We start from the raw sequence: 25,675 nt of genomic DNA, 5'->3' as shown, positions 1-25,675 counted from the left end.
TGGGCATGAGCAGGAACACACCGCAGGCCATACGCGGCACGCAGGACATTTTCGGGGCAGAGGCGGAGGCCTTCGCCTTCGTGGTCGAGACGTTCGAGCGCGTGCGCAAGCTCTACCGCTTTCGCCGCGCCGAAATGCCGGTGTTCGAGAAGACCGAGGTGTTCGCCCGTTCGATCGGCGAGACGACCGACATCGTCTCCAAGGAGATGTACTCGTTCGAGGATCGCGGCGGCGATTCGCTGACGCTGCGGCCCGAATTCACCGCCGGGATCGCGCGCGCCTTTCTGACCAATGGCTGGCAGCAGCATGCGCCGTTGAAGCTCGCGACGCACGGGCCGCTGTTCCGTTACGAGCGCCCGCAGAAGGGCCGCTATCGCCAGTTCCACCAGATCGACGCCGAGATCATCGGCGCAGGCGAACCGCAGGCGGACGTGGAACTGCTGGCCATGGCGGACCAGTTGCTGCGCGAATTGGGCATCACCGGCGTGACGCTCCACCTCAACACGCTGGGCGATGGCGACAGCCGCGAGGCCTGGCGCGCCGCGCTGGTCGAGCATTTCCGCGCCGTGAAGGACGAACTTTCGGAAGATTCGCAGGAACGGCTGGAGAAGAACCCGCTACGCATCCTCGACAGCAAGGACCGCCGCGACCAGCGCTTCGTGGCCGATGCGCCGAAGATCGACCAGTTCCTGTCGGACGACGCGCGTGCATTCTTCGATGCCGTCACCAGCGGTTTGGACGCGGCGGGGGTGAAATGGACCCGCGCCGAGAGCCTGGTGCGCGGCCTCGACTACTACCGCCACACCGCGTTCGAATTCGTCCCCGACGAGGGCAGCGATGCAGCAGCGAAACTCGGCAGCCAGAGCACGGTGCTGGGCGGTGGGCGCTATGACGGACTGATGGAGAGCCTGGGTGGCCCCGTTACGCCAGCAGTGGGCTGGGCCGCCGGGATCGAGCGGCTGGCGATGCTGGTGGGGGAGAAGGGGGAAGAGCCCGTTGAAGCCATGCTCGTGGTCGAGGATGAGACGTATCTTGCAAGTGCTACCCGGCTCGTGAGAGAAATAAGGGGTGAAGGATATACTGCTGAACTGTTTGCCACCGGCTCCCCTCGGAAGCGTTTCGACAAAGCCGTGAAGCAGAACCCGCAAGCTTTACTGGTGGTCAAGCCGGATGGTTATTGGGGCGCAACCGATGAAGGCGCGCTCAATCCTGCCATCGGTAAATTGCTACGATCTTTCGGTCCATCGTCACCCCGGACCTGATCCGGGGTGGTGCTATTCCTCGAGCGCCGCGCCAAGTAAGCCCGATCCCGGATCAAGTCCGGGATGACGACATTAGAGAAAACCAGTGACCATCCCCCCCGAACGCCTCGACCAGATCGCCAACCGCTTCGCCGAGATCGAGGCGCGGCTGGCTTCGGGTACGCTCGAGGGCGACGCGTTCGTGCAGGCGAGCCGCGACTATGCCGAGCTGGAGCCGGTCGCCCGGATCGCCGCCGAGGTGCGCAGCGCGCGCGAGGAGATTGCGGGGCTGGAGGAGATGCTCGCCGACCCTGAGATGCGCGCCATGGCGGAGGATGAGCTGGCCGCGATCCGCGAAAGCCTGCCGGAAAAGGAGCGCCAGCTCGCGCTCGCCATGCTGCCGCGCGACAGTGCGGATGCGAAGCCCGCGATGCTCGAAATCCGCGCGGGGACCGGCGGCGACGAGGCGGCGCTGTTCGCGGGCGACCTTTATCGCATGTACGAACGCTTCGCGGGCGAGCAGGGCTGGAAGGTCGAGCCGGTCAGCATGAGCGCGTCCGAAGTCGGCGGCTTCAAAGAAATCGTCGCCAACGTCACCGGCACCGGCGTGTTCGCAAAATTGAAGTTCGAAAGCGGCGTCCACCGTGTGCAGCGCGTGCCCGAGACCGAGAGCGGCGGGCGCATCCACACCAGCGCCGCGACCGTCGCCGTGTTGCCAGAACCCGACGAGGTGGACGTACAGATCGACGCGGGCGACCTCAAGATCGACACCTACCGCGCGAGCGGCGCGGGCGGGCAGCACGTCAACACGACCGACTCCGCGATCCGGATCACGCACCTACCCACGGGGCTGGTGGTGACGTGTCAGGACGGGCGCAGCCAGCACAAGAACCGCGAGAAGGCGATGCAGGTGCTGCGCGCGCGGCTTTACGAGCAGCAGCGCGAGGCGACGCAGGGGGCCGAGGCCGAGGCGAGGAAGGCGATGGTGGGTTCGGGCGACCGCTCCGAACGGATCCGCACCTACAATTTCCCGCAAGGGCGCGTGACCGATCACCGGATCGGGCTGACGCTGCACAAGCTGCCCGAAATCATCGCCGGGCCGGGCCTCGCCGAACTGATCGACGCGCTGACGGCGGAGGACGAAGCCAAGCGGCTGGCGGCGCTGGATGGGTGAGATATGTATCCTCAAATCCGCTCATCCTGAGTTTGTCGAAGGATCGCATTTTCTTCGGAGCGGCACACCGGAAGTGAAAGGCGGTGCTTCGACAAGCTCAGCACGAGCGGTTTGTTTTCGTGACCGTTTCTGAAGCTCTACGCGAGGCGACCGCGCGCCTTTCCGTCACCTCGGACACCGCGCGGATCGATGCCGAGCTGCTTATGGCCCATGCGCTGGGCGTCTCGCGTTCGGTTATGCTGCTGCACCACATGCGCGATCCTCCGCCCGAGGGGTTCGCGCCGCTGTTCGCGCGGCGGCTGGCGCACGAACCGGTCGCCTACATCACCGGCAGCGCGGAGTTCTACGGGTTGGAGCTGCAGGTCACGCCGGCCGTGCTTATCCCGCGCGGCGACAGCGAGACGCTGATCGATGCCGCAAGGGAGCATTTTGCCGATGGTGAATCGCCGCAGCGCATCCTCGACCTTGGTACCGGGTCGGGCGCGCTGCTGCTGGCGGCCCTGGCGCTGTGGCCCGAAGCGCAAGGGGTGGCGCTGGACGCGTCGATGCCCGCGCTGCGGGTGGCGCAGTGCAATGCGACGAAGCTGGGGCTGGCGGAGCGGAGCCGCTTTCTGCGGCGCAACTGGCGCAAGGGCGACTGGCAGCGCGATCTGGGCACGTTCGACCTTGTCTTGTGCAACCCGCCCTATGTGGAAGATGACGCTGCACTCGACGCCTGCGTCCGCGAGCACGAGCCCGCAGAAGCGTTGTTCGCCGGGGCGGACGGGCTTGACGACTATCGCGTATTGGTGCCGCACCTCGAATCGCTGCTGACCCCCGGCGGCGTGGCCGTGCTGGAAATTGGCGCGACGCAGGCGGGGGCGGTGTCCGACCTGGCCGTTTCCGCCGCTGCCACGGTAAAGGTGGCACGCGACCTTGCCCACAGGGACCGTGCGCTTATTCTGCGCTGGGGTCTTGGCAAAGGCGAATAGGCGCGCTATTTCGCTGTCAAGACCGGCAGGAAGCCGCGTGGCGCTTTCGCGGTCTTGATCCAACATTTGCGCAGAGGTTCGGGCGGAAGCCGCTTGTCAGCAACGCAAATGACGGTCGCGCCCTGAGAATGGTGTCGGCGCGACGAGGGGTCGGGACGGGCACCCCTTTTCTATCAGCCCGAGTGTGAGGAAGATATTTCCTTGAACAACAACAATCGAAACAATCGGCGTCGCGGCCGCGGCAATCGCAATCAGAGCGGCGGTGGCAACAACCAGAATCGCATCGACAGCCGGGCGCGGGGCAACGCCCCCCAGCTGCTCGACAAGTACAAGAAGCTGGCGCAGGACGCGCAGCATCACGGCGATCGCGTGCAGGCGGAATACTACCTGCAGTTCGCCGACCATTATTTCCGCGTGATCGCCGACAACAAGGCACGTCAGGACGAACAGCGCGCCAAGCGCGACGATCGCGAGCAGTCGAACGACGACAACGATGGTGACGACGAGGACGACGATCGGCGCAGTGCGCGCCGCCAGCCGCGCCAGCGCCGCGACGACGGCGACGACCAGCAGCACAGCCCCCGCCGCCGGTCGCGCCGCGACCGGGATGGCGACGACGGCGAGGACAATCGCTCCGACGATACCGATCGCTCGGCCGATCGTGCTGGCGGTCGCAACTCCGGCGACGATGCGGAGCGGGAAGAAAAGCCGCGCAAGGCTCGCAAGCCGCGCACCCCTCGCGCCAAGGAAGGCGAGAAGGGTGTCGAGGGCGAAATCGACGCGACGGTTCTGCCGCCCTCGATCGGTGCCGACGGCGACGCCGCGCCTGCGCGCAAGCCGCGCCGCACCCGCAAGGTGGCCAAGGATAGCGACGATCAGGGCGACGACGGCAGGATGAGCGCGGTCGGCTGAGCGACGACCGCGAGGCGCGCCGTATCATGGCCCGGCTGACCGATCGAATTCTGCTGCGCTATCCGGCCTGGTCGATGCTGGCGCTCGGCGCGCTGGCCGCAACCGGGTTTCCGCCGCTCGGCCTGTGGCCGGTCGCCCTGCTTGCGATGGGCGCGGCGGGCCATATCCTTCATCGCAGCGGCAGCATGCGCCGGGCCGCCTGGCTCGGCTGGCTGTTCGGCGTCGCGCATTTCACCGTGGCGGACAACTGGATCGCCACTGCGTTCACGCACCAGTCGAACATGCCGGCCATCCTCGGCTGGTTCGCGGTGCCGCTGCTCTCCCTTTATCTCGCAGTCTATCCCGCCCTTGCCGCCGCGGCGGCGCAAAGGCTGTTCGGGCGCACCCGCACGCTGCCCTTCGCGCTCGCCTATGCGGGGCTGTGGACCATTACCGAATGGCTGCGCAGCTGGGTCTTCACCGGCTATGCCTGGGGGCCCTTCAGCCTGTTGCTGCTCGGCCCGATGGACCGGACCGGGTTGGCGGCGCTGCTGCCGTTCATGGGGACCTACGCCCTGTCGGCCTGCGCCGTCCTCCTCGGGCGGCTGCTTTTCGAATTGCTGGAGCGGCGCCATTGGGCTGCGGGTGCCGGCGCTTTTGCCGCCGTGGCGCTGGGCATGTATTTCCCTGCGCCGGCGCAGCGCGACACGGACCTGCGCTATACGCTGGTGCAGCCCAATCTCAGCCAAGACCAGCTCGTCGATCCGCGCGAATACGAGCCCGCCTTCCTGACCATGGCCGGGCTTTCCGCGCGGCAGCAGGATGACGGTCGGCGGATCGTGCTGTGGCCGGAAAGCGGCCTGCCCGACTATCTGCGGCCCGGCTATCCGCAGCGCTATTACGACGAAACCACAGCCGGGCGCGATCCGCGATTCGCGCGCAAGCGGCTCGGCCAGGTGATCGGCCCGGACAGCCGCTTGCTGACCGGCAATGTCGATCTGGTGATCGATCCGGCGCGCCAGCGGGCCATCGGTGCCTACAACGTGGTGACCGCGCTCGATCCCGACGGCGACATCGTCGGCAGCTATCGCAAGGCGCATCTGGTCCCCTACGGCGAATATCTGCCGCTGCGCTGGCTGCTGGAGCCGCTGGGCGCATCGCGGCTGGTCGCGGGGGCGTTCGATTTCCTCGCCGGGCCGGGCGCGCGTACGATCGACCTGGGCGACTACGGGAAGGTCGGGGTGCAGATCTGCTACGAGATCGTGTTCTCCGGCGAGGTCGTCGATCGTGCCCACCGGCCCGATTACATCTTCACCCCGTCGAACGACGGCTGGTTCGGCGCCTGGGGCCCGCCCCAGCATTTCGCGCAATCCCGCATGCGCGCGATCGAGGAGGGGCTGCCGGTGCTGCGCTCCACCGTGAACGGGATCAGCGGCGTGATCGACGCGAACGGCGTGGTCCGCCAGCACCTGCCGCATGGCGTCGCCGGGCGGCTGACGGGGCTCGTCCCCGCGGCGAAGGCACCCACGCTCTTCGCCCGCTTCGGCAACGCGCTGGCACTGGCATGGGCGGCGGCGTTCCTGCTCGCCTCGCTGGTTGCCATGCGCCGGAGGCCGCGCTAACAGACGGGGACATAAAGCTTTCTTTATATCCCTCCAAAGAGGTCCCATGCGCGCCAATTACATCTTCACCTCCGAAAGCGTTTCGGAAGGCCATCCGGACAAGGTTTCGGACCAGATTTCCGATGCCATCGTCGACCTGTTCCTGTCCAAGGATCCCGAGGCGCGCGTCGCCTGCGAGACGCTGACGACCACGCAGCGCGTCATCCTGGCCGGCGAAATCCGCGGTCAGGGTATCATGGACACGGACGGCAACTGGGCCCCCGGGATCGAGGACGAGATCGAGCGCACGGTGCGCGAGGTGGTGCGCGACATCGGCTACGCGCAGGATGGTTTCCACTGGGAAACGCTCACCTTCGACAACCATCTGCACGGCCAGAGCGTCGATATCGCGCAAGGCGTCGATGCGGGCAGCGACGGCTCCAACAAGGACGAGGGCGCGGGCGACCAAGGCATCATGTTCGGTTTCGCCTGCGACGAGACACCCGACCTGATGCCGGCGACGCTCGATTACAGCCACAAGGTCCTGCACCGCATGGCGCAGGACCGCAAGAGCGGCGCAGCACCGTTCCTGGAGCCCGACAGCAAGAGCCAGATCACGCTGCGCTACGAGGATCACAAGCCGGTCGCCTGCACCGCGGTGGTAGTGAGCACGCAGCACAAGCCCGGCTTCGACGAGGGCGAAAAGGAAGCCCAGCTGCGCGACTATGTGAAGGGCGTGGTCGCGGATATCCTGCCCGACGGCTTCCTGTCGGACGAGACGAAGTGGCACATCAATCCCACCGGCACGTTCGAGATCGGCGGGCCGGACGGCGACGCCGGACTGACCGGGCGCAAGATCATCGTCGATACCTATGGCGGCGCGGCCCCGCATGGCGGCGGCGCGTTCAGTGGCAAGGATCCGACCAAGGTCGATCGTTCCGCCGCCTACATTACCCGCTATCTGGCGAAGAACGTGGTCGCCGCCGGGCTGGCGAAGCGCTGCACCATCCAGGTCGCCTACGCGATCGGCGTCAGCGAGCCGCTGTCGCTCTATGTCGACACACACGGCACCGGCACGGTCGAGGACGACGCGCTGGAGGCGGCGATCCGCAGGATCGGCAAGCTGGGTGGGCTGACCCCGCGTGCGATCCGCACGCATCTGGGCCTCAACAAGCCGATCTATCGCAAGAGCGCCGCCTACGGTCATTTCGGCCGCGATGTGACCGGCGAATACTTCCCGTGGGAGCGGACCGACCTCGCCGACGACCTGAAGGCGGCGCTCGCTTAGGTGAGCCCGTCAGCCGCCGGGCGCGGTTCCGGGGCGCAGATACGCGAACATGTGGGCGACGTAGTCGGCCTTCCCCAGTTCGACGCCTTCCTTCCGCAGGATCGCGTATGCGGTCATCAGGTGGAAGTAGAACTGGGGTAGTGCCCAGTCGCGCGCATATTGCTCGCCCGTCAGGTCGAAGATCATGCCCATGGGCAGGGCGTGCGCGATTTCGGCGGGTGCATCGGGCGCGCTGTCCGGCACCGCCTCGTCCAGGAAAGCGAGCGTGTCAGCAATGCGGGTTTGCGCTTCGGCAAGCGTACCGGGCCGCTCGCCCGCTTCGCGCCCTTCGTTCAGCAGCACATCGACCACCGGCGGAAAATCGGTTTCCAGCAGGCGGCACACCCCTTCATAGGCCTGCACGCAGGCGAAGCGGACTTGCGTGGCGAGCGGGAACATGTCCGGCGCGAGCCGCGCCGCGAGGAGGGCCGCGCCCTGATCGCCTGCCGACTGCTGTTCCACCTTCGCCAGCCATTGGGACAGCGCGGTCAGCATCTGGCGATAGGTCGGGGCCAGCCATTCGATCGGTTTCATTGCAGGTCTTTCCATTGCTCGGGCTTCAGCCGTTATCCTCGTGTTCGCCCAGCCGGGGCGAGGGGTGGTCGAGCGCCAGTTCGGCGTCGGAGAACCGGAACGGATTGCGCACGCCGGGAATGCCGTCCAGCTCCACCTTCAGCCCACGCGCGCGAACCTGCGGATCGGCGAAGACGTCGTCCAGCTGGTTGATCGGTCCGGCGGGGATGGCCGCGGCGGCGCAGGCGCGCAGCAGCTCGGCGCGCTTCCAGCCGCGCGTCTCGCCCGCCAGCATCGCGTTCAGCGCGTCGCGGTTGGCGAGCCTGGCGGCGTTGGTGGCGAAACGCTCGTCCGAGAGCAGGTCTGACCGATCGAGCACGTCCAGCAGCTTGCGGAAGAGGCCGTCATTGCCGGGGGCGAGCACGACCTCGCCATCGGCAACCGGATAGACGCCATAGGCGCTCACCTGCAGATGCTGGTTGCCCATGCGCGGCGGGTTTGCGCCGCTGGCGAACAGCGCCATCGCCTGATTGGCGAGCAGCGACACCGAACAATCGAGCAACGCCATGTCGACATGCTGCCCGGTGCCGGTGCGCGTCCGCATCAGCAGCGCCGCCTGGATCGCGTTCGCCGCGTAGATGCCGCAGAACAGGTCCGAGATCGCGAGCCCGTGCTTCATCGGTTCGCCCTCGGGCTCCCCCGTCAGCGCCATGAAGCCGCTCATCGCCTGGATGACGAAGTCGTAACCGGGCTCGTCGCGGCGCGGCCCGTCCTGCCCGAAGCCGGTGATGGAGCAATAGACGAGGCGCTCGTTCGCTTGCGCCAGGGCCGGGTAATCGAGCCCGAAGCGGGCGAGCTTGCCCGGCAGGAAGTTCTCGATCACGACATCCGCGCCCGCGGCCAGATCCTTGACCCCTTCCAGCTGACCCTCGTCCCGGAAATCGGCCACGATCCCGCGCTTGCCCCGATTGCAGGCGTGGTAATAGGCGGCCTCCGGCGTGCCATCCGCGCGCTCGATATAGGGTGGGCCCCATTGCCGGGTGTTGTCCCCGCCGGGGCTTTCCACCTTGATGACGTCGGCCCCCAGATCGGCCAGCATCTGGCCTGCCCAGGGGCCCGCCAGTACCCGCGCCAGTTCCAGCACTTTCAATCCGGCCAGCGGTGACTGCGGATTGCGCGGATTGTCCAGCCATTCGATGCTCATTGCGAAACCTGCCCCAGATTGCGTTTCAGGAACGCCACGCTGTCGGCCAGCACTGGGGCCTTGTCGCGAAACGGCGTCGACAGAGCCATCACCACTTCTTCGTGATCGATCGGCCCGTAATTCCTCAGCTCGACCGGTGCGCCGAGATCGCGCAGCTGCGCCGCAAGCCTGTCGGCATTGCGGTGCCGCACCGTCTCGTCACCGTTCGAGGTTACCAGCAAGAGCGGCGGAGCGTCGGCGCGGGCATAGGTGATCGGCTGCGTTTCCAGCGGGCGGGGCCAGCGGGACATGGCATCGATCGAACGCTTCGTGTCGAAGGGGTAGAAGTCGTATGGGCCGGACAGGCCGATGGCGGCCTTCACGATGGCGGGATCGACTCCGACTTCGCGCAGCCATTTCCCGTCCAGCGCCAGCATGATCGCCTCGTATGCGCCTGCCGAATGCCCGGCGAGGGCAACACGGTCGGGATCGCCGCCGTAGCGGGCAGCATTGTCCCGCGTCCAGCGCACCGCCTCGGCCCCGTCCTGCAGGAAGGCGGGGAAGCGCACTGTGGGCACCTTGCGATAATCGGGGATGACGACGAGGAACCCGGCCTTTGCCAGCGCCCGCCCGGCAAAGGCATAGGCGGCCCGGTCCCCCTTCACCCAGCCACCGCCATACCAGAACATCACCACCGGCAGGCGGACGGAGGCAGATGCGTCTTCGGGCCGCCAGACATCCAGCGTCTGGCCGTGGCTGCCGAAGGGGACCGCTTTCGCCACCTTGGTCGCGCCGCGATCGCCGCCCCATGCCCAGTCGTAGCCGGACAGCAGGCTGGGCGGGGAGGTGGTCGCCAGCACCGCGCCCACCGCCAGCGCGGCGATCGCCAGGCCCGCGAGCGCGATCCGCCCGCGCATCAGGCGGTGTAGTGCGCGGTGGTCTGCGCGGCGACCTCCTCCGCCGTCACGCCCGGGGCCAGCTCCTTCAGCGCGAACGGGCTATCGTGATCGGGCCGCTGGAATACCGCGAGATTCGTCACGATCATGTCGACCACGTTGGTGCCGGTCAGCGGCAGGGTGCATTCGGGGATGAATTTCGGGCTGCCGTCCTTGGCGGTGTGGTCCATCACCACGATGATCTTCTTGACCCCGGCGACAAGGTCCATCGCGCCGCCCATGCCCTTGATCATCTTGCCCGGGATCATCCAGTTGGCGATGTCGCCGTTCTCGGCCACTTCCATCGCGCCCAGAACGGTCAGGTCGATATGCCCCCCGCGGATCATCGCGAAGCTGGTCGCGCTGTCGAAATAGGCGCTGTGCGGCAGCTCGCTGATGGTCTGCTTGCCCGCATTGATCAGGTCGGCGTCCTCCTCGCCCTCGTAGGGGAAGGGACCGATGCCGAGCATGCCGTTCTCACTCTGCAGCGTCACCTGCATCCCTTCGGGGATGTGGTTGGCGACCAGCGTCGGGATGCCGATGCCCAGATTGACGTAGTACCCGTCCTGCAATTCCTGCGCGGCGCGGGCGGCCATCTGGTCGCGGGTCCAGCCGGGGGCGGTATCGGTCATAAGTCAGTCTTTCTGCGGTTGGAGCGGCGGGGGGACGAGGAACCATCCCCGCCCGAGAAGCGGATCGAGCGCATGGGCCGCGTTCGGATCCTTGAGATAGTCGAACAGCTGGTCGAAATCGCTGCGGGTATCCCCGAGGATCGCGACCGTGCAATGGCTTGCGGCGAGTTCTTCGCGCCGCGCCTGCTTGCTGTCGCCCGGGCGGCGCATCAGCAGCAGCGTATCGGTTCCGGCGGGATCGAGGCCGCTTTCTTCGAGCGCGGTGCGAAGCTCGCCCGCGAAGCCCGCGCCGAGTCGCGAGATCCAGGCGATATCCGCCCCCCGGTCGCGGGCATGGGTGAGAACATCGGCAAGCGCGCCGTCGCCGCCCAGCGGCCGGTCCATCCGCAAGGGCTCGCCTGCGGGATCGAGATCGACCAGCACCGCAGGCGGGCGCGATGCGCAATCGGCGCGCTCGGTCCCCATCGATCCGGGATCGGCCAGGGTCGCGGACAGACGCTCCTCGCCCGGGCCGGTGCGCGTCTGCGCCGCGAGATAGGTGTCGAGGACGGCATAATCCGCCCGACCGCCGACCGGCTGCGCCATGGCAGGTCGCGCGTCGCTCGCCCCCGCGCCGCCCGGCGCGACGGCGGGAATGCGCGTCTCCGGCACAGTCTCGTCCAGGCCGACCTTATCAGCGGTACGCGGACGCTCCGTCTTGGGAGCCGAGCGGGTCGAGCTTCCGACGTCGAGCAGGCCGGTCTCGCGCCCCGCGATCGCACCCCCGGCTGCGACCGGGATCAGCGCCGCGGCGACGCAGCCCGACAGCGTCGGCAGCACCGCCAGCGCGAGGAGGGACGCGCGCAGCCTCATGGGTTGGGCGCGTCTCCCGCGATGCCCGGCTGCCAGCGCGCGTCGGGCGGGAAGACATCGCCCACATTCCCCTTGATCGAGTCGCCGTAAACGGGGTTGGGCAGCGCGAACCAGCCATTGCCCCACAACTGCGCATAGCGCCCCCGCGCGGCGAGTTCGCGGCGGGCCTGCGGGGCGAGGCCGCTGTCGTTGAAGACGTCGGCGAAGTCGCCGAGATTGTCGCCTGCCAGCGCCACCACGCAATAGCGCGCGGCGATCGTGGCGCGGCGACCGTCCTTGCGCCCGCCCATGGCATCGTCCCCCTTCAGAAACAGGGTGTCGAGATGCGTCGCCGGGCCCAGGCCCGCGGCGGCGATCGCGGCGGCGGTTCCCTTCGCATATCGCGCATCGCGATTGGTGTTGTAGACAAGCGCGATCCCCGCATCGCGCAGGCGGCGCAGACCGGTCACCGCGCCGGGGACGGGTGCCACGAACGGCGCGCCGTTGGCGGCCCATTCATCCCAAGACTTGCTGTCATAGGGATGGCCGAGCGCGGTCCAGTATTCGAACCCGCTATTGAGGATCACTGTCTCGTCCACGTCGAACACCACGGCGGGCTGCTTGGCCGAGCCGTCGGGCATGCGGCAATCCACCGTTCCGGTTCCGCCATCGGCATCTGGCAGACCCATCTCGACCGACCGCGTTGGCTTCGCCGCAGCAGCGCCGATCGCGTAATCGGCAAGCATGCGATAGGCCTGGATGGAGGCCCCGGCAGCTTCGCCCGAACCATAGAGCCAGCGCATCGAATCGGGCGCGGGCTGGTCGAGCGGATCGGTCGCCATCATCGCTTCCGGACGGGCTCCATCGGTCGTCCCACCCAGCGCGTCGTCCCCGCGCAGGCTCGCAACCGGCTGGCTCGCCGCCGCGCGCGCATCGGCCATCAGGCTGTCGCTGGTTGAGACGCAGCCCGACAGGCCTGCGCTCGCCAGCAGCGCCGCGACGACCGCGCGCCGCATCATGCCGCCTCGCGCTCGCGTGTGGTCACGAACTCGATCTTCTTGTCGTAGGGCGCGCCCACGATCATCCGGTTCACGAATACGCCGGGCAAGTGAATCTCGTCGGGGTCGAGCTCGCCCGCCGGCACGATTTCCTCCACCTCCACCACGCACACCTTGCCGCAGGTCGCGGCGGGTACGTTGAAATTGCGCGCGGTCTTACGGAACAGGACATTCCCGGTCTCGTCCGCCTTCCATGCTTTCACGATCGAAAGATCGGCGAAGATGCCGTGTTCGAGGATGTAATCCTCCATCCGCCCATCGCGATCGGCGAACTGCTTCACTTCCTTGCCCTCGGCGACCTGGGTGCCGACGCCGGTCTTGGTGTAGAAGCCGGGAATGCCCGCGCCGCCCGCGCGCATCCGCTCGGCCAGCGTGCCCTGCGGGCAGAATTCCACCTCCAGCTCGCCGGAGAGAAATTGCCGCTCGAACTCCTTGTTCTCCCCGACATAGGAGCTGATCATCTTCTTCACCTGCTTCGTGCGCAGCAACATGCCGATGCCTTCGTTGTCGATCCCGGCATTGTTGCTGGCGAAGGTCAGGTCCTTCACGCCCGATTCGCGGATCGCGGTCAGCAGGCGTTCGGGAATGCCGCACAGGCCGAACCCGCCCGACGCTATCAACAGACCATCATGGAGCAGCCCCTCCAGGGCGGCGGCGGCGTCGGAATAGAGTTTCTGCATGGGACTCCATCGGTATGGTTCGGCTGGTCGGGAGTGCCTTAGGACCGTTCGACGCATCTGTCATCCGCATCCGGCCTTCATACGGGGTCCGCCAACGACCATATTTGTGCGTCGCAACATGGCAATGGTAGCGCTATCCGGAAAATATGACTACCAATATCAATGCCTTGCGTTTATGTTGCGTTTCTTGCAAGGTTCCGTGTCTATTTCGCACTTGCGAGATGCGGTTGTGCAGTGCACTTAGAGCGTGCCTTTCAGGCATCCTCTCCCAAACTTTTCAGGCCCGGCCGGTTTATCCAGCCGGGCCTTTTTCTTTGCCGCGTTCGCCCAAGCGACGTGCGAAGTGATGCCGTATCGTCGGCCATGCCGGACCCATGTCCATTCTCGCTCATTTGAATGGTGGACGGGCGCTCCCTACCTCGTCCCAGCCGATATGGCATTCAAGCACGAGGAGTTTTCCCGCCCATGGCCGAAGCCGACGTCGCCACCGAAGAGCGAACCGTAAAATTGCAGGTCGCGGCCGCCCGGCAGGAGGAAAGCGGGCAGGGTATCGCCCGCATGCCCCGCGCCGCCTTCCAGGCCCTGGGCGTGACCGAAGGCGACGTGGTGGAGATCACGGGCAAGCGGACCACCGCCGCCATCGCCATGAGCGCCTATGACGAGGATCAGGCGCTGTCGGTGGTGCGCCTCGACGGGCTCCAGCGCGGCAATGCCGAAGCGGGATCGGGCGAGCATGTGAAGATCGTCGCCGCCCAATCGCGCCCTGCCACGCGCGTGGTCTTCGCCCCCGCCAGCCGCGAGATGCGCTTGCAGGGGCCGACGCAGGCGTTGAAGCGCAATTTCTTCCGCAAGCCGCTGATGGCAGGCGATCTGGTCGCGACGACCGGCCAGCAGCCGGTCCAGAACATGCCGCCGGAGGTGCGCCGCATGTTCAACGCCCCGGCCTATGCGCTCACGCAGATCCGCCTGCGGGTGATGTCGACCGTGCCCAAGGGCATCGTCCATATCGACGAGAATACCGAAGTCGAATTGCGCGCCGAGTTCGAGGAGCCCAAGTCGGGCCGCGCGGTGGTCAATTACGACGATGTCGGCGGCATCGACGAGACCATTCAGCAATTGCGCGAAATGGTCGAGCTGCCGCTGCGCTACCCCGAACTGTTCACCCGGCTCGGCGTCGATCCGCCCAAGGGCGTGTTGCTGCACGGCCCGCCCGGAACCGGCAAGACGCGGCTGGCGCAAGCGGTCGCCAACGAGTCCGATGCGGAATTCTCGATCATCAACGGGCCGGAGATCATGGGCTCCGGCTATGGCGAGAGCGAGAAGCGGCTGCGGGAGGTGTTCGAGAAGGCAAGCCAGAACGCGCCCGCGATCATCTTTATCGACGAGATTGATTCGATCGCCCCCAAACGGGATCAGGTGACCGGTGAAGCGGAAAAGCGCCTGGTCGCCCAACTCCTCACGCTGATGGACGGGCTGGAAGCGCGCGCTAACGTGGTCGTGATCGCCGCCACCAACCGGCCCGATGCGATCGACGAAGCGCTGCGCCGTCCGGGCCGCTTCGACCGGGAGATCGTGATCGGCGTGCCGGACGAGAACGGGCGGCGCGAGATCCTGGCGATCCATACCCGCGGCATGCCGCTGGGCGATAAGGTCGATCTGAAGGAGCTGGCCAAGGTCACGCACGGCTTCGTCGGGGCCGATCTCGCCGCCCTTGCACGCGAAGCGGCGATCGACGCGGTGCGTCGCATCATGCCCATGCTCGACCTCGACGAGCGGACCGTGCCGCCCGAAGTGCTGGAGAATCTGCATGTCGGGCGCGAGGATTTCCTCTCCGCGCTCAAGCGGGTCCAGCCCTCCGCCATGCGCGAGGTCATGGTGCAGGTGCCCGATGTCGGCTGGGACGATATCGGCGGCGTCGACGAATCGATCGAGAAGCTGAAGGAAGGCATCGAGCTTCCGATCAAGAACCGCGCGGCGTTCCATCGGCTGGGTATTCGACCCGCCAAGGGCTTCCTGCTCTACGGCCCACCGGGGACCGGCAAGACGCTGCTGGCGAAGGCGGTCGCGCGCGAGGCGGAAGCGAACTTCATCTCCATGAAAAGCTCCGATCTGCTGTCCAAATGGTATGGCGAGAGCGAGCAGCAGATCGCCCGGATGTTCCGCCGGGCACGGTCGGTGGCACCGTGCGTGGTCTTCATCGACGAGATCGATTCGCTCGTCCCGGCGCGCGGTTCGGGTGCTGGCGAGCCGCAGGTGACGGGCCGGGTGGTCAACACCATCCTGGCCGAGATGGACGGGCTGGAAGAACTACAGTCGGTCGTCGTGATCGGCGCGACCAATCGCCCGACCTTGGTCGACCCTGCGCTGTTGCGGCCCGGCCGGTTCGACGAACTCGTCTATGTCGGCACGCCCGACCAGACGGGGCGCGAGCAGATCCTGGAAATCCACACCGATGCGATGCCGCTGGCCGACGACGTGTCGCTGGTATCGATCGCGCAGAAGACCGAGCGCTTCACCGGGGCCGATCTGGAGGATGTGGTGCGCCGGGCGGGGCTCAACGCGCTGCACCGCGCGGGGGCGGATGTGCGCGAGGTGAACGCGGCCGACTTTGCCGCGGCGCTGGAGGATTCGCGCGCGACCGTCACCGTGCAGATGGAAGAGGAATACAAGAAGATGCGCGGCGAGCTGAAAAAGCGCGCGGCGGAAGCGATGCCGATCGGCTTCATTCAGGAAGGCATGGTGGAACCCACGCGCGAACAGAAGCACGGCTGACGGGCCGTAGACCGGCGGGCGGGCCTGCTAGATGGTTGGCCCGTCCGCCCGCTCGTTCGCGTGTTCGACTTCCATCCGGCGGCGGATCAGCGCCTCGGGCTGGTTCTCGCGCAGCCAGCGCAGCATGTGTTCGCGCAGGTCCCAGCCGAGCTGAAACAGGTCGCCGATCGTCAGCGCGCTGACCGACAGGCGTAGCGTGACCGTTTCCGCCCGCGCGTCGCTGATCACCGCCTTCGCGGTGCGCTGGTCCCACAATTCGTGCGTGGCGACCCAGCGCAGGAATTCCTCGCGGATCGGATTGATATCGGCGATCGGATCGAGATAGAGGAAGATCGGCGCGGTCAGCTTCTCGCTGCTGCGCGACCAGTTTTCGAAGGTGTTTTCCAGGAACCGGTTGGTCGGCACCACCGCCAGCCGCTCGTCCCAGGTCCGCACCAGCACGTAACTCATGCGGATTTCCTCGACCCGCCCCGTATGCCCGTCGATCACCACCAGGTCGCCGATCCGGATCGGCTCCGTCAACGCCATTTGTAGCCCTGCAATCAATGACTTGAGCGCCGGCTGCGCCGCCGCGCCGATGGCCAGCGCGGCAAGGCCGGCCGACGCCATCAGGGTGACCCCGACTTGACGCACGCCCGGTATGCCGATGAGCACTAGCGCGAGGGTGATGATAATGACCACCACCGACGCGACCCGGCTGAAGATCGAAATCTTCGTTTTGCGGCTGCGCGCCGCGATCGGATCCTCCCGCTCGTCCAGCCGCTGTTCCATCGCGTCCGCCAGCCCGCGCACCACGGCGAGTGCCAGCCAGCCGAGCAATGCGGGGACGACGAAGCGGGCGAACGCTTCCCACGGCACGGCGACCACGCGGTCGTGCCGTGCCACGATCCCGACCGCGATCGCCACGCCAAGCCAGCGGGTCGGCTTGTAAAGCCGTTCGATGATCAGATTGTCGGCTTGAGTATGGGTCCCTCGCACCACACGCCGCATCAGCGAGAACGCCAGCCAGTGCAGGGCGAGCACCACGACCACCGCGATCCCGAGCGCCAGTGCGGCGATCGCCCCCTGTTCGGGCGAGACGTTCCAGTTGCGGGGGTCGATACCGTCGAGCATGGTGCGCCTCTATCGAATGGCGATGCCCCCGATCAAGTCGTGGCGGTGCCAGCCTGTTCGTGTTCGGCCGCGTTGGGGAACGCGATTGCAATTGACATGCCGGTGCCGGTGAAAGTGCGCTCGATAGTACCGCCCAACTGGCGCGCGGAGCCTTCCATCAGCGTTCCGCCGAAGCCCTTGCGCTCCGACGGCTCGACCGGCGTGCCGCATTCCTCGAGCCATTCGATCCGTACGGTCTCGCCATCTATCCACCAGCGAACCGAAAGTTCTCCCTCGCTGGCCCAGCAGCCATACTTGACGGCGTTGGTCGCGCACTCGTGCAGTACCAGGCCGAGCGGGGTTACCTGTTGCTGCGACAGCCTGACGTCGGGCCCATCCAGCGTGGGTTGGTCCGCCTCGTCGCGATAGGGTTTCAAAGTCACTTCGAGCAGGTCGCGCAAGGACGCCCGGCGATGCCCCGGCCGGCCCTGGGTCACCTCGTGCGCGGAAAGCAGGGCGCGAACGCGATTGCCGACCTTTTCCAGCACCGGCTTCGCCTCCGGCGAGTCGCGACCGCTCATCTGCACCAGAGCGAGGACGATGGCGAAAATGTTCTTCACCCGGTGATTGAGTTCGCGCGCGAGCAGATCGGCACGATCGCGTGCTTCGGCCAGCACCTGGGCCTGCGCCGCTTCGGCCTCTGCCCCGGCGACGCGCGCCAGCAACCGCATGCCCAGCAGCAATGCGACCAGTAGCAAGGCCAGCAGACCGCCGATCAGCGGAAGCATGCGCGCCTCCACCTGCGCGGTCTTCTCCGCCCGCACTGCCAAAGCATGCGCTTCGATCCGCTCGAACTGGCCGATGGCACTTTCGAGGCGTTGCATCGCCTCGATACCGTCGCCGGTCAGGATGCGCGTGCGCGCGTCGGCCAATTCCCGATCGCGCATCTTGCCGATGGTTTCGTCCAGTTCGGCGAACTTATCGTCCAGCGACAGGCTGATCTGATTCAGCAGTTCGCGTTCGGGTTCGGTGGCCGTGGGGCCGATCCGCCGTTCCAGCCGGCCAAGGGCGGTGCGAGCGCGATCATGTGCGCCCGTCCACGGTTCGAGATAGCGGCGGTCGAGCGTGATGTAATAGCCGCGCTGCGCCGTTTCCGCGGCAAGGGCCAATCGCTCGATGTCGCGCAGGTCGTTCATCGTCTGAGTCGTGCGTTCGACCTGGGCGCGCTCCATCCTTTCGGCAGAAACGGTCTGGAAAATAAGCCAGACGGACGCGAACAGGGCGAGCGCCACCAGCGCCAGCACCAGCCAGCGGGTCGACCGCCCGGTCATCGCGAGGGATGTTTTGCCGATCAGTGTGCCGCATCCCAGCTGGAGCCGGTGCCGATCTCGATACCCAGCGGAACGCTGAGCTCGACGGAAGGCAGCGCGGCCTCGGCCATTACCCGTTCGATGATCGGGCTGGCCGCGGCGATATCGGCTTCGGGCAGTTCGAACACCAGCTCGTCATGCACCTGGAGCAGCATGCGGACTTCCTTCAGTCCGGCATCGGACAGCGCCGGGCCCATCCGCACCATCGCCCGCTTGATAATGTCGGCGCTGGTCCCCTGGATCGGCGCATTGATCGCCGCGCGCTCGCTGCCCTGCCGTTCCGCTTGGTTCTTTGATCCGATGCGCGGGAACCACGTCTTGCGTCCGAACAGCGTTTCGGAATAGCCGCGCTCGCGCACCGTCTCCAGAGTCTGCACGATGTAGCGCTGGATACCCGGAAAGCGCTCGAAATACCGATCGATCATCGCCTGCGCCTCGTCCGGCTCGACCCCCAGGCGCCCGGCGAGGCCCCAGCGGCTGATCCCGTAAAGGATGGCGAAGTTGATCGTCTTCGCCTGCGCGCGGGTATCGCGCATCACCTCCCCGTACATTTCGCGCGCGGTGCGGTTGTGGATGTCCTCGCCCTGGGCAAAGGCCTCCTTCAGCGCATCGACATTCGCCATGTGCGCGGCAAGGCGCAGCTCGATCTGCGAATAGTCGGCGGCCAGCAGGACGTTACCCTCCTCGGCCACGAAAGCCTCGCGAATCTGTCGCCCGATCTGGGTGCGGATCGGGATGTTCTGCAAGTTCGGGTCGGTCGAAGACAGCCGCCCGGTCTGCGCGCCCACCAGACTGTAGCTCGTATGGACCCGTCCGGTATCGGGGTCGATCGCCTGCTGCAGCGCGTCTGTATAGGTCGATTTGAGCTTCGCCAGCTGGCGCCATTCCAGCACCTTGTTGGCGATCGGCGCGCCCTGGTTTGACAGCTTTTCCAGCACCGCCTGGTCGGTCGAATACTGGCCGCTCTTACCCTTACGCCCACCCTTGTAACCCATCTTGTCGAACAGGATGTCGCCCAGTTGCTTGGGACTGCCGACCGTGAATTCCTGCCCCGCGATCTCGTGGATCTCGCCTTCCAGCCGCGCGGTTTCCGCCGCGAACTCCTCCGAGAGCTTGGCGAGACGTGCCCGGTCGACCTTGATCCCGTGTCGTTCCATTTGCGCGACCACCGGGATCAGCGGCCGGTCGACCCGCTCGTACACGCGCGTGCCACCCTCCAGCGCGAGGCGCGGATGGAGATTGGCGTGGAGCCGCCAGGTCACGTCCGCATCCTCGGCCGCGTATTCGGTCGCGCGGTCCAGCGGCACCTCGCCGAAGGGGATCGCCTTTTTGCCCGTCCCGCAGATATCTTTGAAGGTCAGCGTGGTATGGCCGAGATGTCGCTCGGACAGCTCGTCCATCCCGTGCCCTCCACCGATCCCGTCGAGGCTGCGCCCGGCGTCCAATGCGAAGCTGATGATCATCGTATCGTCGATCGGCGCGACGTGGATGCCGTGCCGGGCGAGGATCGTGAGGTCGTATTTGATGTTCTGGCCGACCTTCAGGACGGCGTCGCTTTCCAGCAGCGGCTTGAGAACCGCCAGCGCCGTTTCGCGCGCGATCTGCTCGGGGCGCTCGGCGAACATGTCGTCGCCGCCCCCGCCGACGTTAAAATGGAGGAAGGGGATGTAGCACGCATCATTGGGGCCGAGCGCCAGGCTGACGCCGGTCAGGTCAGCCTGCATCGCATCGAGCGCGCTGGTTTCGGTATCGACGGCGACCAGGCGCGCGGCGAAGGCGCGTGCGACCCAAGCCTCCAGCCGGTCGAGCGTCTGGACGCATTCATAAGCGCTGCGATCGACCGCTGGAAAATCGGGCAGGGGCTGGCGATCGCCGCCGGGCGCGGCGTTCGCGCCCTTCGTTTCGGCCTTCGCCGGATTGAGCTGGGTCGGCCGGTCGGGGCTGCCGCTGCCCGCATCGAGCCGCCGCAGCAGGCTGGTGAACCCGTGCTGTTCGAGGAACGCGGCGAGCGGCTCGGGCGGCACCGATTTCAGCGCCATATCCTCCAGCAGGATCGGCAGGCCGCAATCCTCTTTCAGCGTGACCAGCACACGGCTCAGTTCCGCATCGGCGCGGTTTTCCAGCAACCGCTCTTTCAGCTTGGACTTCTTCATGTCCGCAGCCGAATCGAGAGCCGCGGTAAGCGAGCCGTTCTCCGCGATCAGCTTCGATGCGGTCTTCGGCCCGATGCCGTAAATGCCGGGGATGTTGTCGACGCTATCGCCCATCAGGGCCAGCACGTCGCCGACCAGCTCGGGCGGGACGCCGAATTTCTCGATCACCTCGTCGCGCCCGATGCGCGCGTTCTTCATCGTGTCGAGCATGTCGATGCAGCCGCCTTCGCTGACGCCGTCCTCCAGCTCGTCGTCGGCGCATTGGCCGATCAACTGCATCAAATCCTTGTCGGAGCTGACGATGGTGACGTCCCACCCCTTGCGCGTCGCGGCGCGGGCGTAGCTCGCGATCATGTCGTCCGCCTCTACGTCCGGTTCCTCGATCATCGGCAGGCTGAAGGCACGGGTGGCGTCGCGGATCAGCGGGAATTGCGGGACCAGATCCTCAGGCGGTTCGGGGCGGTTGGCCTTGTACTGGTCGTACAGCTCGTTGCGGAAGGAGTGGCTCGACTTGTCCAGCACCACGGCCAGATGTGTCGGCCCTTCCGCCTTGTCGAGATCGTCGGCCAGCTTCCACAGCATCGTGGTGTAGCCATAGACCGCCCCGACCGGCGTACCCTGAGGGTTCGTAAGCGGGGGGAGGCGGTGGTAGGCGCGGAAGATATAGGCGGAGCCATCCACCAGGTAGAGATGCTGTTTATCGGCCATGCGTCCTGCTAGCAGCGGCGGGCGGCAAAGACAGCCACTTGTTTACAAGGGTAGCTGGGGGCTTCGCATAATTAAGGCGAAATTGGGCAGATAGTTCTTGCCCTGCCACATTCTCGCCATTATTTGTGACTGCGAAGCCGACCCGTGAGAGGGGGTTTCGCCTCGGCCCCCGGGCCAGGCTTGGTTCTCACAATCAAGGAACTGCCTTTATGCGTAAGATCGTTCTCGCCGCCGCCGTTGCCGGCGCCGCTCTCAGCCTCGCAGCCTGCTCGGAAAAGACCCAGGACGCCGCCGAAACGACCGCTGATTCGGCTGCTGCCGACACCAACGCCAACATGGAAGCCGCCGGTGATGCCGTCGACAACGCCGCTGCCGATGCCGGCGAAGCCGTCGAAACCGGTGCCGCTGCCGCCGACAACGCCGGTGCCGCTGCAGAGGCGACCGTGCAGGACGAGTCGACCGCGGAAGCGCAGGCCGACTAATTCGGTTGCCGCCATCGCAGGATGGCGAACGACAAAAAGAAAGGGCGCGGTCGATGGCCGCGCCCTTTTCTTATGTCCGGTTGTCTTTTGACGCCTTTGGCAGGGTTCGCGGAGCGGAACCGAGGCCGGTTTCAATGCCCGCCGTAAGTCGCTGCGGTATAGTGCGTTGCGGGAGAACGGGCTGCGTAGCCATCGTAGAGCGCCCGGGCGATGGAGGCGATCTTCGCCTCCCGCGCCGAACGCGAGCCCTGACCGGTGACGTAGATCGCCAGCGCGAAGGCGCGCCCGTCGGGCATGCGGATGATCCCGACATCACTCGACGTATTGTTGAGCGAGCCGGTCTTGTGCAGCACCTGCGCCGAGGACGGGATCAGCTTCGGAATGCGGCGCGTACCGGTGCGCGTGCGGCTCATCGCCCCGAGCAATACCTTGCGGCTCTTGTCGGACAGGAAGCGTCCCTGCTGCAACCCTGTCAACAAATCGATCATGGCAAGCGGGGTGGCGCTGTCCCGGGCATCGATCTGGTAGGCGGGATCGAATTCACCGTCGTCGCGTACCAGCGTGGCGATATCGCGCGTCAGGTTGAACTCGCGGATCCCGTTGCGGCGGACCCAGGCGTTGACCGCTTCGGGCCCTCCAACCGCGCGCAACAGCCCATCGGTCGCGTAATTGTTCGACCGGGTGATCATCTGTTCGATCAGGTCGATCGCGGGCATGGCCTTCCCCTCGCGCACGGGAGCGCGGGCACTGGAATATTTGCCCGAGCTGACGGGATAGAGCATCGGAAATTCGCTGTTGAGCGTCCATTTGCCCTGCTCCACACCTTCCAGGAAAGTGCAAGCAATGGCGATCTTGCTGGTGCTCGCCATCGGGAAGCGTTGCTCCCCCAGAACGGAAATCTGCTCGCCCGTGGAAAGATCGACCGCGGCAACCCCGATACGCCCGTCGGACGCATTCGCCAGCTGAGCGATGCGACGCGCGAAATCGGTATCGTAGACGGCCTCGAAGCTGCGCGGAGCGCGAACCTCGGTTCCCAGCATGCTGTCGAACGACGCCTCGAGATTGGTGGTCTGCGCTGCTGCGGGTACTGTCCCGATAGCGAGGGCGATCCCGGCCACCGCGAGCGAAAAGAATTTCGAAACCATAATCCCCGTCTAACCCCTGCATGGTTGTCAGAGCCTTAACGGCCCCGCGATCCGTAGGCGCATCATTTTGCCTCCTTAACCGGATGGCCAACCGCAATGCGACAGGCGACTCCATACACGCGACGAACTGCCGGAACAGGTGCGACCATGGCGATCGAACGGCCCGCTCCGATGGGAGCGAGCCGCCGAAATATGCGAACTTTATGGGGTTCGATCTGCCGCCCTTTTCAGACGTCGGCGGCACGATCAATCATCGATCGGCTCAGGCGGCGACGATCGCCTGCTCGATCTTCGCAAGGGGTTCGCTGGTAAGCGCCTTGTCGATCTCTCCGACCAGACGGGCTTTCAGTTCCTTGTGATAATGGCGGCGCATTTCGCCCAGCGTCTTGGGGTCGGCGATCACGAGCAGATCCTTGATCTCGTTCTCGAGCACCTTCCCGTTAAGCCATTCGGCCGCAGCTGCCCCATGGGCCAGTTCGTTCAGATCGGTTTCACCGGTCCGCTGGCTGGCCGAATCCTGATGTCGCACCCCGGCGCTGAAGTTCGTGCCTTCGATTTCAGGCGTATCGGTCGCGGTAAGCTTGGGTTCGAAGATCGCGCCGCTGTTGCGCAACATCACGAAACGCTGGCCATCGACCAGTGCGACATGGGCATTCTGCGGTAGTTTCATCGAGGTCTCCTCTCTTGTTGGATGGTATGTCGTGGAAACGGGTGAAACGCCCCGCGGGTCCATGCGAGCGGTTCGGATGTGCGGAAGAACGCGAAAAAAGGCCCGGCGGATCGCTCCGCCGGGCCTTCTTGTCTGTCGGCTGGTAGGCCGGATGAACGGTCGGCTTAGAAGCCGCCCATTCCACCCATTCCGCCCATGCCGCCCATATCGGGCATGCCGCCGCCGCCGGACTTCTCTTCCGGGATCTCGCTCACCGCCGCTTCGGTGGTGATGAGCAGGCCGGCGACCGAGGCTGCATCCTGCAGCGCGGTGCGCACGACCTTGGTCGGGTCGACGACGCCGGCCTTGACCAGATCCTCGTAAGTGTCGGTCTGCGCGTTGAAGCCCATCGATTGGTCTTCGCCATCGAGCAGCTTGCCCGCGACGACCGCGCCGTCGTGACCGGCGTTCTCGGCGATCTGGCGAAGCGGTGCCTGCAGCGCGCGACGCACGATGTCGATGCCGCGGGTCTGATCGTCGTTCTCGCCTTCGAGACCGCTCAGCGCCTTCGTGGCATAGAGCAGGGCGGTGCCGCCGCCCGGGACGATGCCTTCTTCCACCGCGGCGCGGGTCGCATGCAGCGCGTCGTCGACGCGATCCTTGCGCTCCTTCACCTCGACTTCGGTGGCACCGCCGACCTTGATCACGGCAACGCCGCCGGCCAGCTTCGCAAGCCGTTCCTGTAGCTTCTCGCGATCGTAGTCGCTCGACGTGTTGTCGATCTGGGTGCGGATTTCACCGACCCGGGCCTGGATGTCCTCGGCCGAGCCCGAACCGTCGACGATGGTGGTGTTGTCCTTGTCGATGGTGACGCGCTTGGCTTCGCCCAGCATGCCCAGCGTGACGTTCTCGAGCTTGATGCCGAGATCCTCGCTGATCATCTCTCCCTTGGTCAGGATCGCGATGTCCTGCAGCATCGCCTTGCGACGATCGCCGAAGCCGGGAGCCTTGACCGCCGCGACCTTCAGGCCGCCGCGCAGCTTGTTGACCACCAGCGTGGCCAGAGCTTCGCCTTCGATGTCCTCGGCGATGATGAGAAGCGGACGACCGCTCTGCACCGCCGCTTCGAGCACCGGCAGCATCGACTGCAGGTTCGACAGCTTCTTCTCGTGGATCAGGATGTAGGGGTTATCGAGCTCCACCTGCATCTTTTCCGGGTTGGTGATGAAGTAGGGGGAGAGATAGCCGCGATCGAACTGCATGCCTTCGACGGTCTCGAGCTCGAATTCGAGGCCCTTCGATTCGTCGACGGTGATCACGCCTTCCTTGCCGACCTTGTCCATCGCTTCCGCGATCTTCTCGCCGACTTCCTTGTCGCCGTTCGCGGAGATCACGCCGACCTGGGCGATCTCGGAAGAGCCGGAGACGTCCTTGGAACGGCCCTTGAGGTCCTCGACGACCTTGCCCACCGCGATGTCGATGCCGCGCTTCAGGTCCATCGGGTTCATGCCGGCGGAAACCGACTTCATGCCTTCCTTGACGATCGACTGCGCCAGCACGGTCGCGGTCGTGGTGCCGTCACCGGCCTTGTCGTTCGCCTTGCTGGCGACTTCGCGCAGCATCTGCGCGCCCATGTTCTCGAACTTGTCCTTGAGCTCGATTTCCTTGGCGACGGAAACGCCGTCCTTGGTGATGCGCGGCGCGCCGAAGCTCTTGTCGATCACGACGTTGCGGCCCTTCGGCCCCAGTGTCACTTTTACCGCATTGGCGAGCGTATCCACGCCCTTCAGGATGCGTTCGCGCGCGTCGCGCGAAAATTTCACGTCCTTGGCTGCCATTTTCGTTTCTCCTGGAATTTGAGTTTAGTTGAGGAAGTACAGACGGAGAGATCGGCTCAGCCGATGATCCCCATGATGTCGCTTTCCTTCATGATCAGCAGGTCTTCGCCGTCGAGCTTCACCTCGGTGCCGGACCACTTGCCGAACAGGATGCGGTCGCCTTCCTTGACGTCGAGCGGAGTGACCTTGCCGTCTTCGGCCTTGGCGCCCGAACCGACGGCGACGATTTCTCCCTCGCTCGGCTTTTCCTTGGCGCTGTCGGGAATGATGATCCCGCCGGCGGTCTTTTCCTCGGCTTCGATGCGACGGACCAGTACGCGGTCGTGCAGCGGACGAAATGCCATGTTGTGACCTCTCAGATTACGTTGATGAATATCCGTTGGCACTCACCGGTGGAGAGTGCCAGCAGGGCGCATATGTGTGCGACCC

General features: G+C 65.9%; 22 protein-coding genes. 8 read left to right on the top strand and 14 right to left on the bottom strand.

Annotated features, from left to right (window positions below; genetic code table 11):
• Nucleotides 1–5 precede the first annotated feature (5 nt).
• The 6 genes from hisS (at nt 6) to metK (ending at nt 7,166) form a co-directional block, all read left to right on the top strand.
• Nucleotides 6–1,262, top strand: a complete 1,257-nt coding sequence (hisS, locus tag MKP08_RS02120) for a histidine--tRNA ligase (protein WP_241554690.1) — start codon at nt 6–8, stop codon at nt 1,260–1,262.
• 85 nt (nt 1,263–1,347) lie between these two features.
• Complete coding sequence (prfA, locus tag MKP08_RS02115) at nt 1,348–2,415, top strand: peptide chain release factor 1 (RefSeq protein WP_241554689.1); 1,068 nt, start codon at nt 1,348–1,350, stop codon at nt 2,413–2,415.
• A 119-nt stretch (nt 2,416–2,534) separates the two neighbouring features.
• Nucleotides 2,535–3,386: a peptide chain release factor N(5)-glutamine methyltransferase gene (gene prmC / locus MKP08_RS02110; protein WP_241554688.1), complete on the top strand. Its 852-nt coding sequence runs from the start codon at nt 2,535–2,537 to the stop codon at nt 3,384–3,386.
• Between the two features lie 201 nt (nt 3,387–3,587).
• Nucleotides 3,588–4,298 (top strand): DUF4167 domain-containing protein, encoded by a 711-nt coding sequence (locus MKP08_RS02105; protein WP_241554687.1) that lies wholly within the window; start codon nt 3,588–3,590, stop codon nt 4,296–4,298.
• A 26-nt stretch (nt 4,299–4,324) separates the two neighbouring features.
• A complete protein-coding gene (gene lnt, locus MKP08_RS02100; protein WP_241554686.1) occupies nt 4,325–5,899 on the top strand; it encodes an apolipoprotein N-acyltransferase in 1,575 nt (524 codons plus the stop codon).
• Between the two features lie 46 nt (nt 5,900–5,945).
• Nucleotides 5,946–7,166 carry a methionine adenosyltransferase gene (gene metK / locus MKP08_RS02095; RefSeq protein WP_241554685.1) on the top strand — a complete coding sequence of 407 codons (1,221 nt, stop codon included), beginning with the start codon at nt 5,946–5,948 and terminating at the stop codon, nt 7,164–7,166.
• 9 nt (nt 7,167–7,175) lie between these two features.
• Here metK and MKP08_RS02090 read toward each other — a convergent pair whose 3' ends face one another.
• Genes MKP08_RS02090 through MKP08_RS02060 form a run of 7 tightly spaced genes read right to left on the bottom strand, consistent with a single transcriptional unit; the run spans nt 7,176 to nt 13,037 of the window.
• Nucleotides 7,176–7,739, bottom strand: a complete 564-nt coding sequence (locus tag MKP08_RS02090; protein WP_241554684.1) for a DUF1993 domain-containing protein — start codon at nt 7,737–7,739, stop codon at nt 7,176–7,178.
• Nucleotides 7,740–7,764: 25 nt separating this feature from the next.
• Nucleotides 7,765–8,922 carry a CaiB/BaiF CoA-transferase family protein gene (locus MKP08_RS02085; protein WP_241554683.1) on the bottom strand — a complete coding sequence of 386 codons (1,158 nt, stop codon included), beginning with the start codon at nt 8,920–8,922 and terminating at the stop codon, nt 7,765–7,767.
• Nucleotides 8,919–9,818 carry an alpha/beta hydrolase gene (locus MKP08_RS02080; RefSeq protein ID WP_241554682.1) on the bottom strand — a complete coding sequence of 300 codons (900 nt, stop codon included), beginning with the start codon at nt 9,816–9,818 and terminating at the stop codon, nt 8,919–8,921. The genes MKP08_RS02085 and MKP08_RS02080 overlap by 4 nt, the downstream gene beginning before the upstream one ends.
• A complete protein-coding gene (locus tag MKP08_RS02075; protein ID WP_215227277.1) occupies nt 9,818–10,468 on the bottom strand; it encodes a CoA transferase subunit B in 651 nt (216 codons plus the stop codon). Before MKP08_RS02075 ends, MKP08_RS02080 begins: the two co-directional genes overlap by 1 nt.
• Before the next feature lie 3 nt (nt 10,469–10,471).
• Nucleotides 10,472–11,320, bottom strand: coding sequence for a hypothetical protein (locus tag MKP08_RS02070; protein ID WP_241554681.1), 849 nt, complete (start codon nt 11,318–11,320; stop codon nt 10,472–10,474).
• The gene (locus MKP08_RS02065) at nt 11,317–12,318 is read right to left on the bottom strand and encodes a 5'-nucleotidase, lipoprotein e(P4) family (RefSeq protein WP_241554680.1); all 1,002 of its coding nucleotides are present in this window, start codon (nt 12,316–12,318) and stop codon (nt 11,317–11,319) included. The genes MKP08_RS02070 and MKP08_RS02065 overlap by 4 nt, the downstream gene beginning before the upstream one ends.
• Entirely contained in the window at nt 12,315–13,037 is a 723-nt protein-coding gene (locus MKP08_RS02060) for a CoA transferase subunit A (RefSeq protein WP_241554679.1), read from the bottom strand. Before MKP08_RS02060 ends, MKP08_RS02065 begins: the two co-directional genes overlap by 4 nt.
• Nucleotides 13,038–13,502: 465 nt before the next feature.
• Between MKP08_RS02060 and MKP08_RS02055 the strand changes: the two genes are divergently transcribed.
• A complete protein-coding gene (locus MKP08_RS02055; RefSeq protein ID WP_241554678.1) occupies nt 13,503–15,809 on the top strand; it encodes a CDC48 family AAA ATPase in 2,307 nt (768 codons plus the stop codon).
• A gap of 27 nt (nt 15,810–15,836) precedes the next feature.
• Here the strand turns inward: MKP08_RS02055 and MKP08_RS02050 are convergent, their stop codons facing one another.
• The 3 genes from MKP08_RS02050 to polA are packed head-to-tail and all read right to left on the bottom strand — an operon-like array spanning nt 15,837 to nt 21,132.
• Nucleotides 15,837–16,922, bottom strand: a complete 1,086-nt coding sequence (locus MKP08_RS02050) for a mechanosensitive ion channel family protein (protein WP_241554677.1) — start codon at nt 16,920–16,922, stop codon at nt 15,837–15,839.
• Nucleotides 16,923–16,954: 32 nt separating this feature from the next.
• The gene (locus tag MKP08_RS02045) at nt 16,955–18,232 is read right to left on the bottom strand and encodes a sensor histidine kinase (RefSeq protein WP_241554676.1); all 1,278 of its coding nucleotides are present in this window, start codon (nt 18,230–18,232) and stop codon (nt 16,955–16,957) included.
• A gap of 20 nt (nt 18,233–18,252) precedes the next feature.
• Nucleotides 18,253–21,132: a DNA polymerase I gene (gene polA / locus MKP08_RS02040; protein WP_241554675.1), complete on the bottom strand. Its 2,880-nt coding sequence runs from the start codon at nt 21,130–21,132 to the stop codon at nt 18,253–18,255.
• A gap of 209 nt (nt 21,133–21,341) precedes the next feature.
• Here polA and MKP08_RS02035 point away from each other — a divergent pair, with 209 nt between their 5' ends.
• On the top strand, nt 21,342–21,614 hold the full coding sequence (locus tag MKP08_RS02035; RefSeq protein ID WP_215227283.1) for a hypothetical protein: 273 nt from the start codon (nt 21,342–21,344) through the stop codon (nt 21,612–21,614).
• A 131-nt stretch (nt 21,615–21,745) separates the two neighbouring features.
• On the opposite strand, the gene MKP08_RS02030 is transcribed toward MKP08_RS02035, so the two are convergent.
• The 4 genes from MKP08_RS02030 to groES form a co-directional block, all read right to left on the bottom strand.
• Nucleotides 21,746–22,759 (bottom strand): serine hydrolase, encoded by a 1,014-nt coding sequence (locus tag MKP08_RS02030; protein ID WP_241554674.1) that lies wholly within the window; start codon nt 22,757–22,759, stop codon nt 21,746–21,748.
• Between the two features lie 262 nt (nt 22,760–23,021).
• Entirely contained in the window at nt 23,022–23,429 is a 408-nt protein-coding gene (locus MKP08_RS02025; RefSeq protein ID WP_241554673.1) for a host attachment protein, read from the bottom strand.
• Between the two features lie 164 nt (nt 23,430–23,593).
• Nucleotides 23,594–25,246: a chaperonin GroEL gene (groL, locus tag MKP08_RS02020; RefSeq protein ID WP_215227286.1), complete on the bottom strand. Its 1,653-nt coding sequence runs from the start codon at nt 25,244–25,246 to the stop codon at nt 23,594–23,596.
• A gap of 56 nt (nt 25,247–25,302) precedes the next feature.
• Complete coding sequence (gene groES, locus MKP08_RS02015; RefSeq protein ID WP_215227287.1) at nt 25,303–25,590, bottom strand: co-chaperone GroES; 288 nt, start codon at nt 25,588–25,590, stop codon at nt 25,303–25,305.
• Nucleotides 25,591–25,675: the final 85 nt, after the last annotated feature.

Origin of the sequence: Erythrobacter sp. LQ02-29 (assembly GCF_022576075.2) — a bacterium.
Taxonomy (GTDB): domain Bacteria; phylum Pseudomonadota; class Alphaproteobacteria; order Sphingomonadales; family Sphingomonadaceae; genus Alteriqipengyuania.
Note: the sequence above shows the minus strand (reverse complement) of the source record. Positions and strands in the feature narration are given on the sequence as shown.

Bases quoted from the DNA above. Each gene is read 5' to 3' on its own strand.
- hisS (WP_241554690.1), top strand. From the start codon at position 6: ATGAGCAGGAACACACCGCAGGCCATACGCGGCACGCAGGACATTTTC.
- lnt (WP_241554686.1), top strand. From the start codon at position 4,325: ATGGCCCGGCTGACCGATCGAATTCTGCTGCGCTATCCGGCCTGGTCG.
- metK (WP_241554685.1), top strand. From the start codon at position 5,946: ATGCGCGCCAATTACATCTTCACCTCCGAAAGCGTTTCGGAAGGCCAT.
- MKP08_RS02090 (WP_241554684.1), bottom strand. From the start codon at position 7,739: ATGAAACCGATCGAATGGCTGGCCCCGACCTATCGCCAGATGCTGACC.
- MKP08_RS02085 (WP_241554683.1), bottom strand. From the start codon at position 8,922: ATGAGCATCGAATGGCTGGACAATCCGCGCAATCCGCAGTCACCGCTG.
- MKP08_RS02080 (WP_241554682.1), bottom strand. From the start codon at position 9,818: ATGCGCGGGCGGATCGCGCTCGCGGGCCTGGCGATCGCCGCGCTGGCG.
- MKP08_RS02075 (WP_215227277.1), bottom strand. From the start codon at position 10,468: ATGACCGATACCGCCCCCGGCTGGACCCGCGACCAGATGGCCGCCCGC.
- MKP08_RS02070 (WP_241554681.1), bottom strand. From the start codon at position 11,320: ATGAGGCTGCGCGCGTCCCTCCTCGCGCTGGCGGTGCTGCCGACGCTG.
- MKP08_RS02065 (WP_241554680.1), bottom strand. From the start codon at position 12,318: ATGATGCGGCGCGCGGTCGTCGCGGCGCTGCTGGCGAGCGCAGGCCTG.
- MKP08_RS02060 (WP_241554679.1), bottom strand. From the start codon at position 13,037: ATGCAGAAACTCTATTCCGACGCCGCCGCCGCCCTGGAGGGGCTGCTC.
- MKP08_RS02055 (WP_241554678.1), top strand. From the start codon at position 13,503: ATGGCCGAAGCCGACGTCGCCACCGAAGAGCGAACCGTAAAATTGCAG.
- MKP08_RS02050 (WP_241554677.1), bottom strand. From the start codon at position 16,922: ATGCTCGACGGTATCGACCCCCGCAACTGGAACGTCTCGCCCGAACAG.
- MKP08_RS02045 (WP_241554676.1), bottom strand. From the start codon at position 18,232: ATGACCGGGCGGTCGACCCGCTGGCTGGTGCTGGCGCTGGTGGCGCTC.
- polA (WP_241554675.1), bottom strand. From the start codon at position 21,132: ATGGCCGATAAACAGCATCTCTACCTGGTGGATGGCTCCGCCTATATC.
- MKP08_RS02035 (WP_215227283.1), top strand. From the start codon at position 21,342: ATGCGTAAGATCGTTCTCGCCGCCGCCGTTGCCGGCGCCGCTCTCAGC.
- MKP08_RS02030 (WP_241554674.1), bottom strand. From the start codon at position 22,759: ATGGTTTCGAAATTCTTTTCGCTCGCGGTGGCCGGGATCGCCCTCGCT.
- MKP08_RS02025 (WP_241554673.1), bottom strand. From the start codon at position 23,429: ATGAAACTACCGCAGAATGCCCATGTCGCACTGGTCGATGGCCAGCGT.
- groL (WP_215227286.1), bottom strand. From the start codon at position 25,246: ATGGCAGCCAAGGACGTGAAATTTTCGCGCGACGCGCGCGAACGCATC.
- groES (WP_215227287.1), bottom strand. From the start codon at position 25,590: ATGGCATTTCGTCCGCTGCACGACCGCGTACTGGTCCGTCGCATCGAA.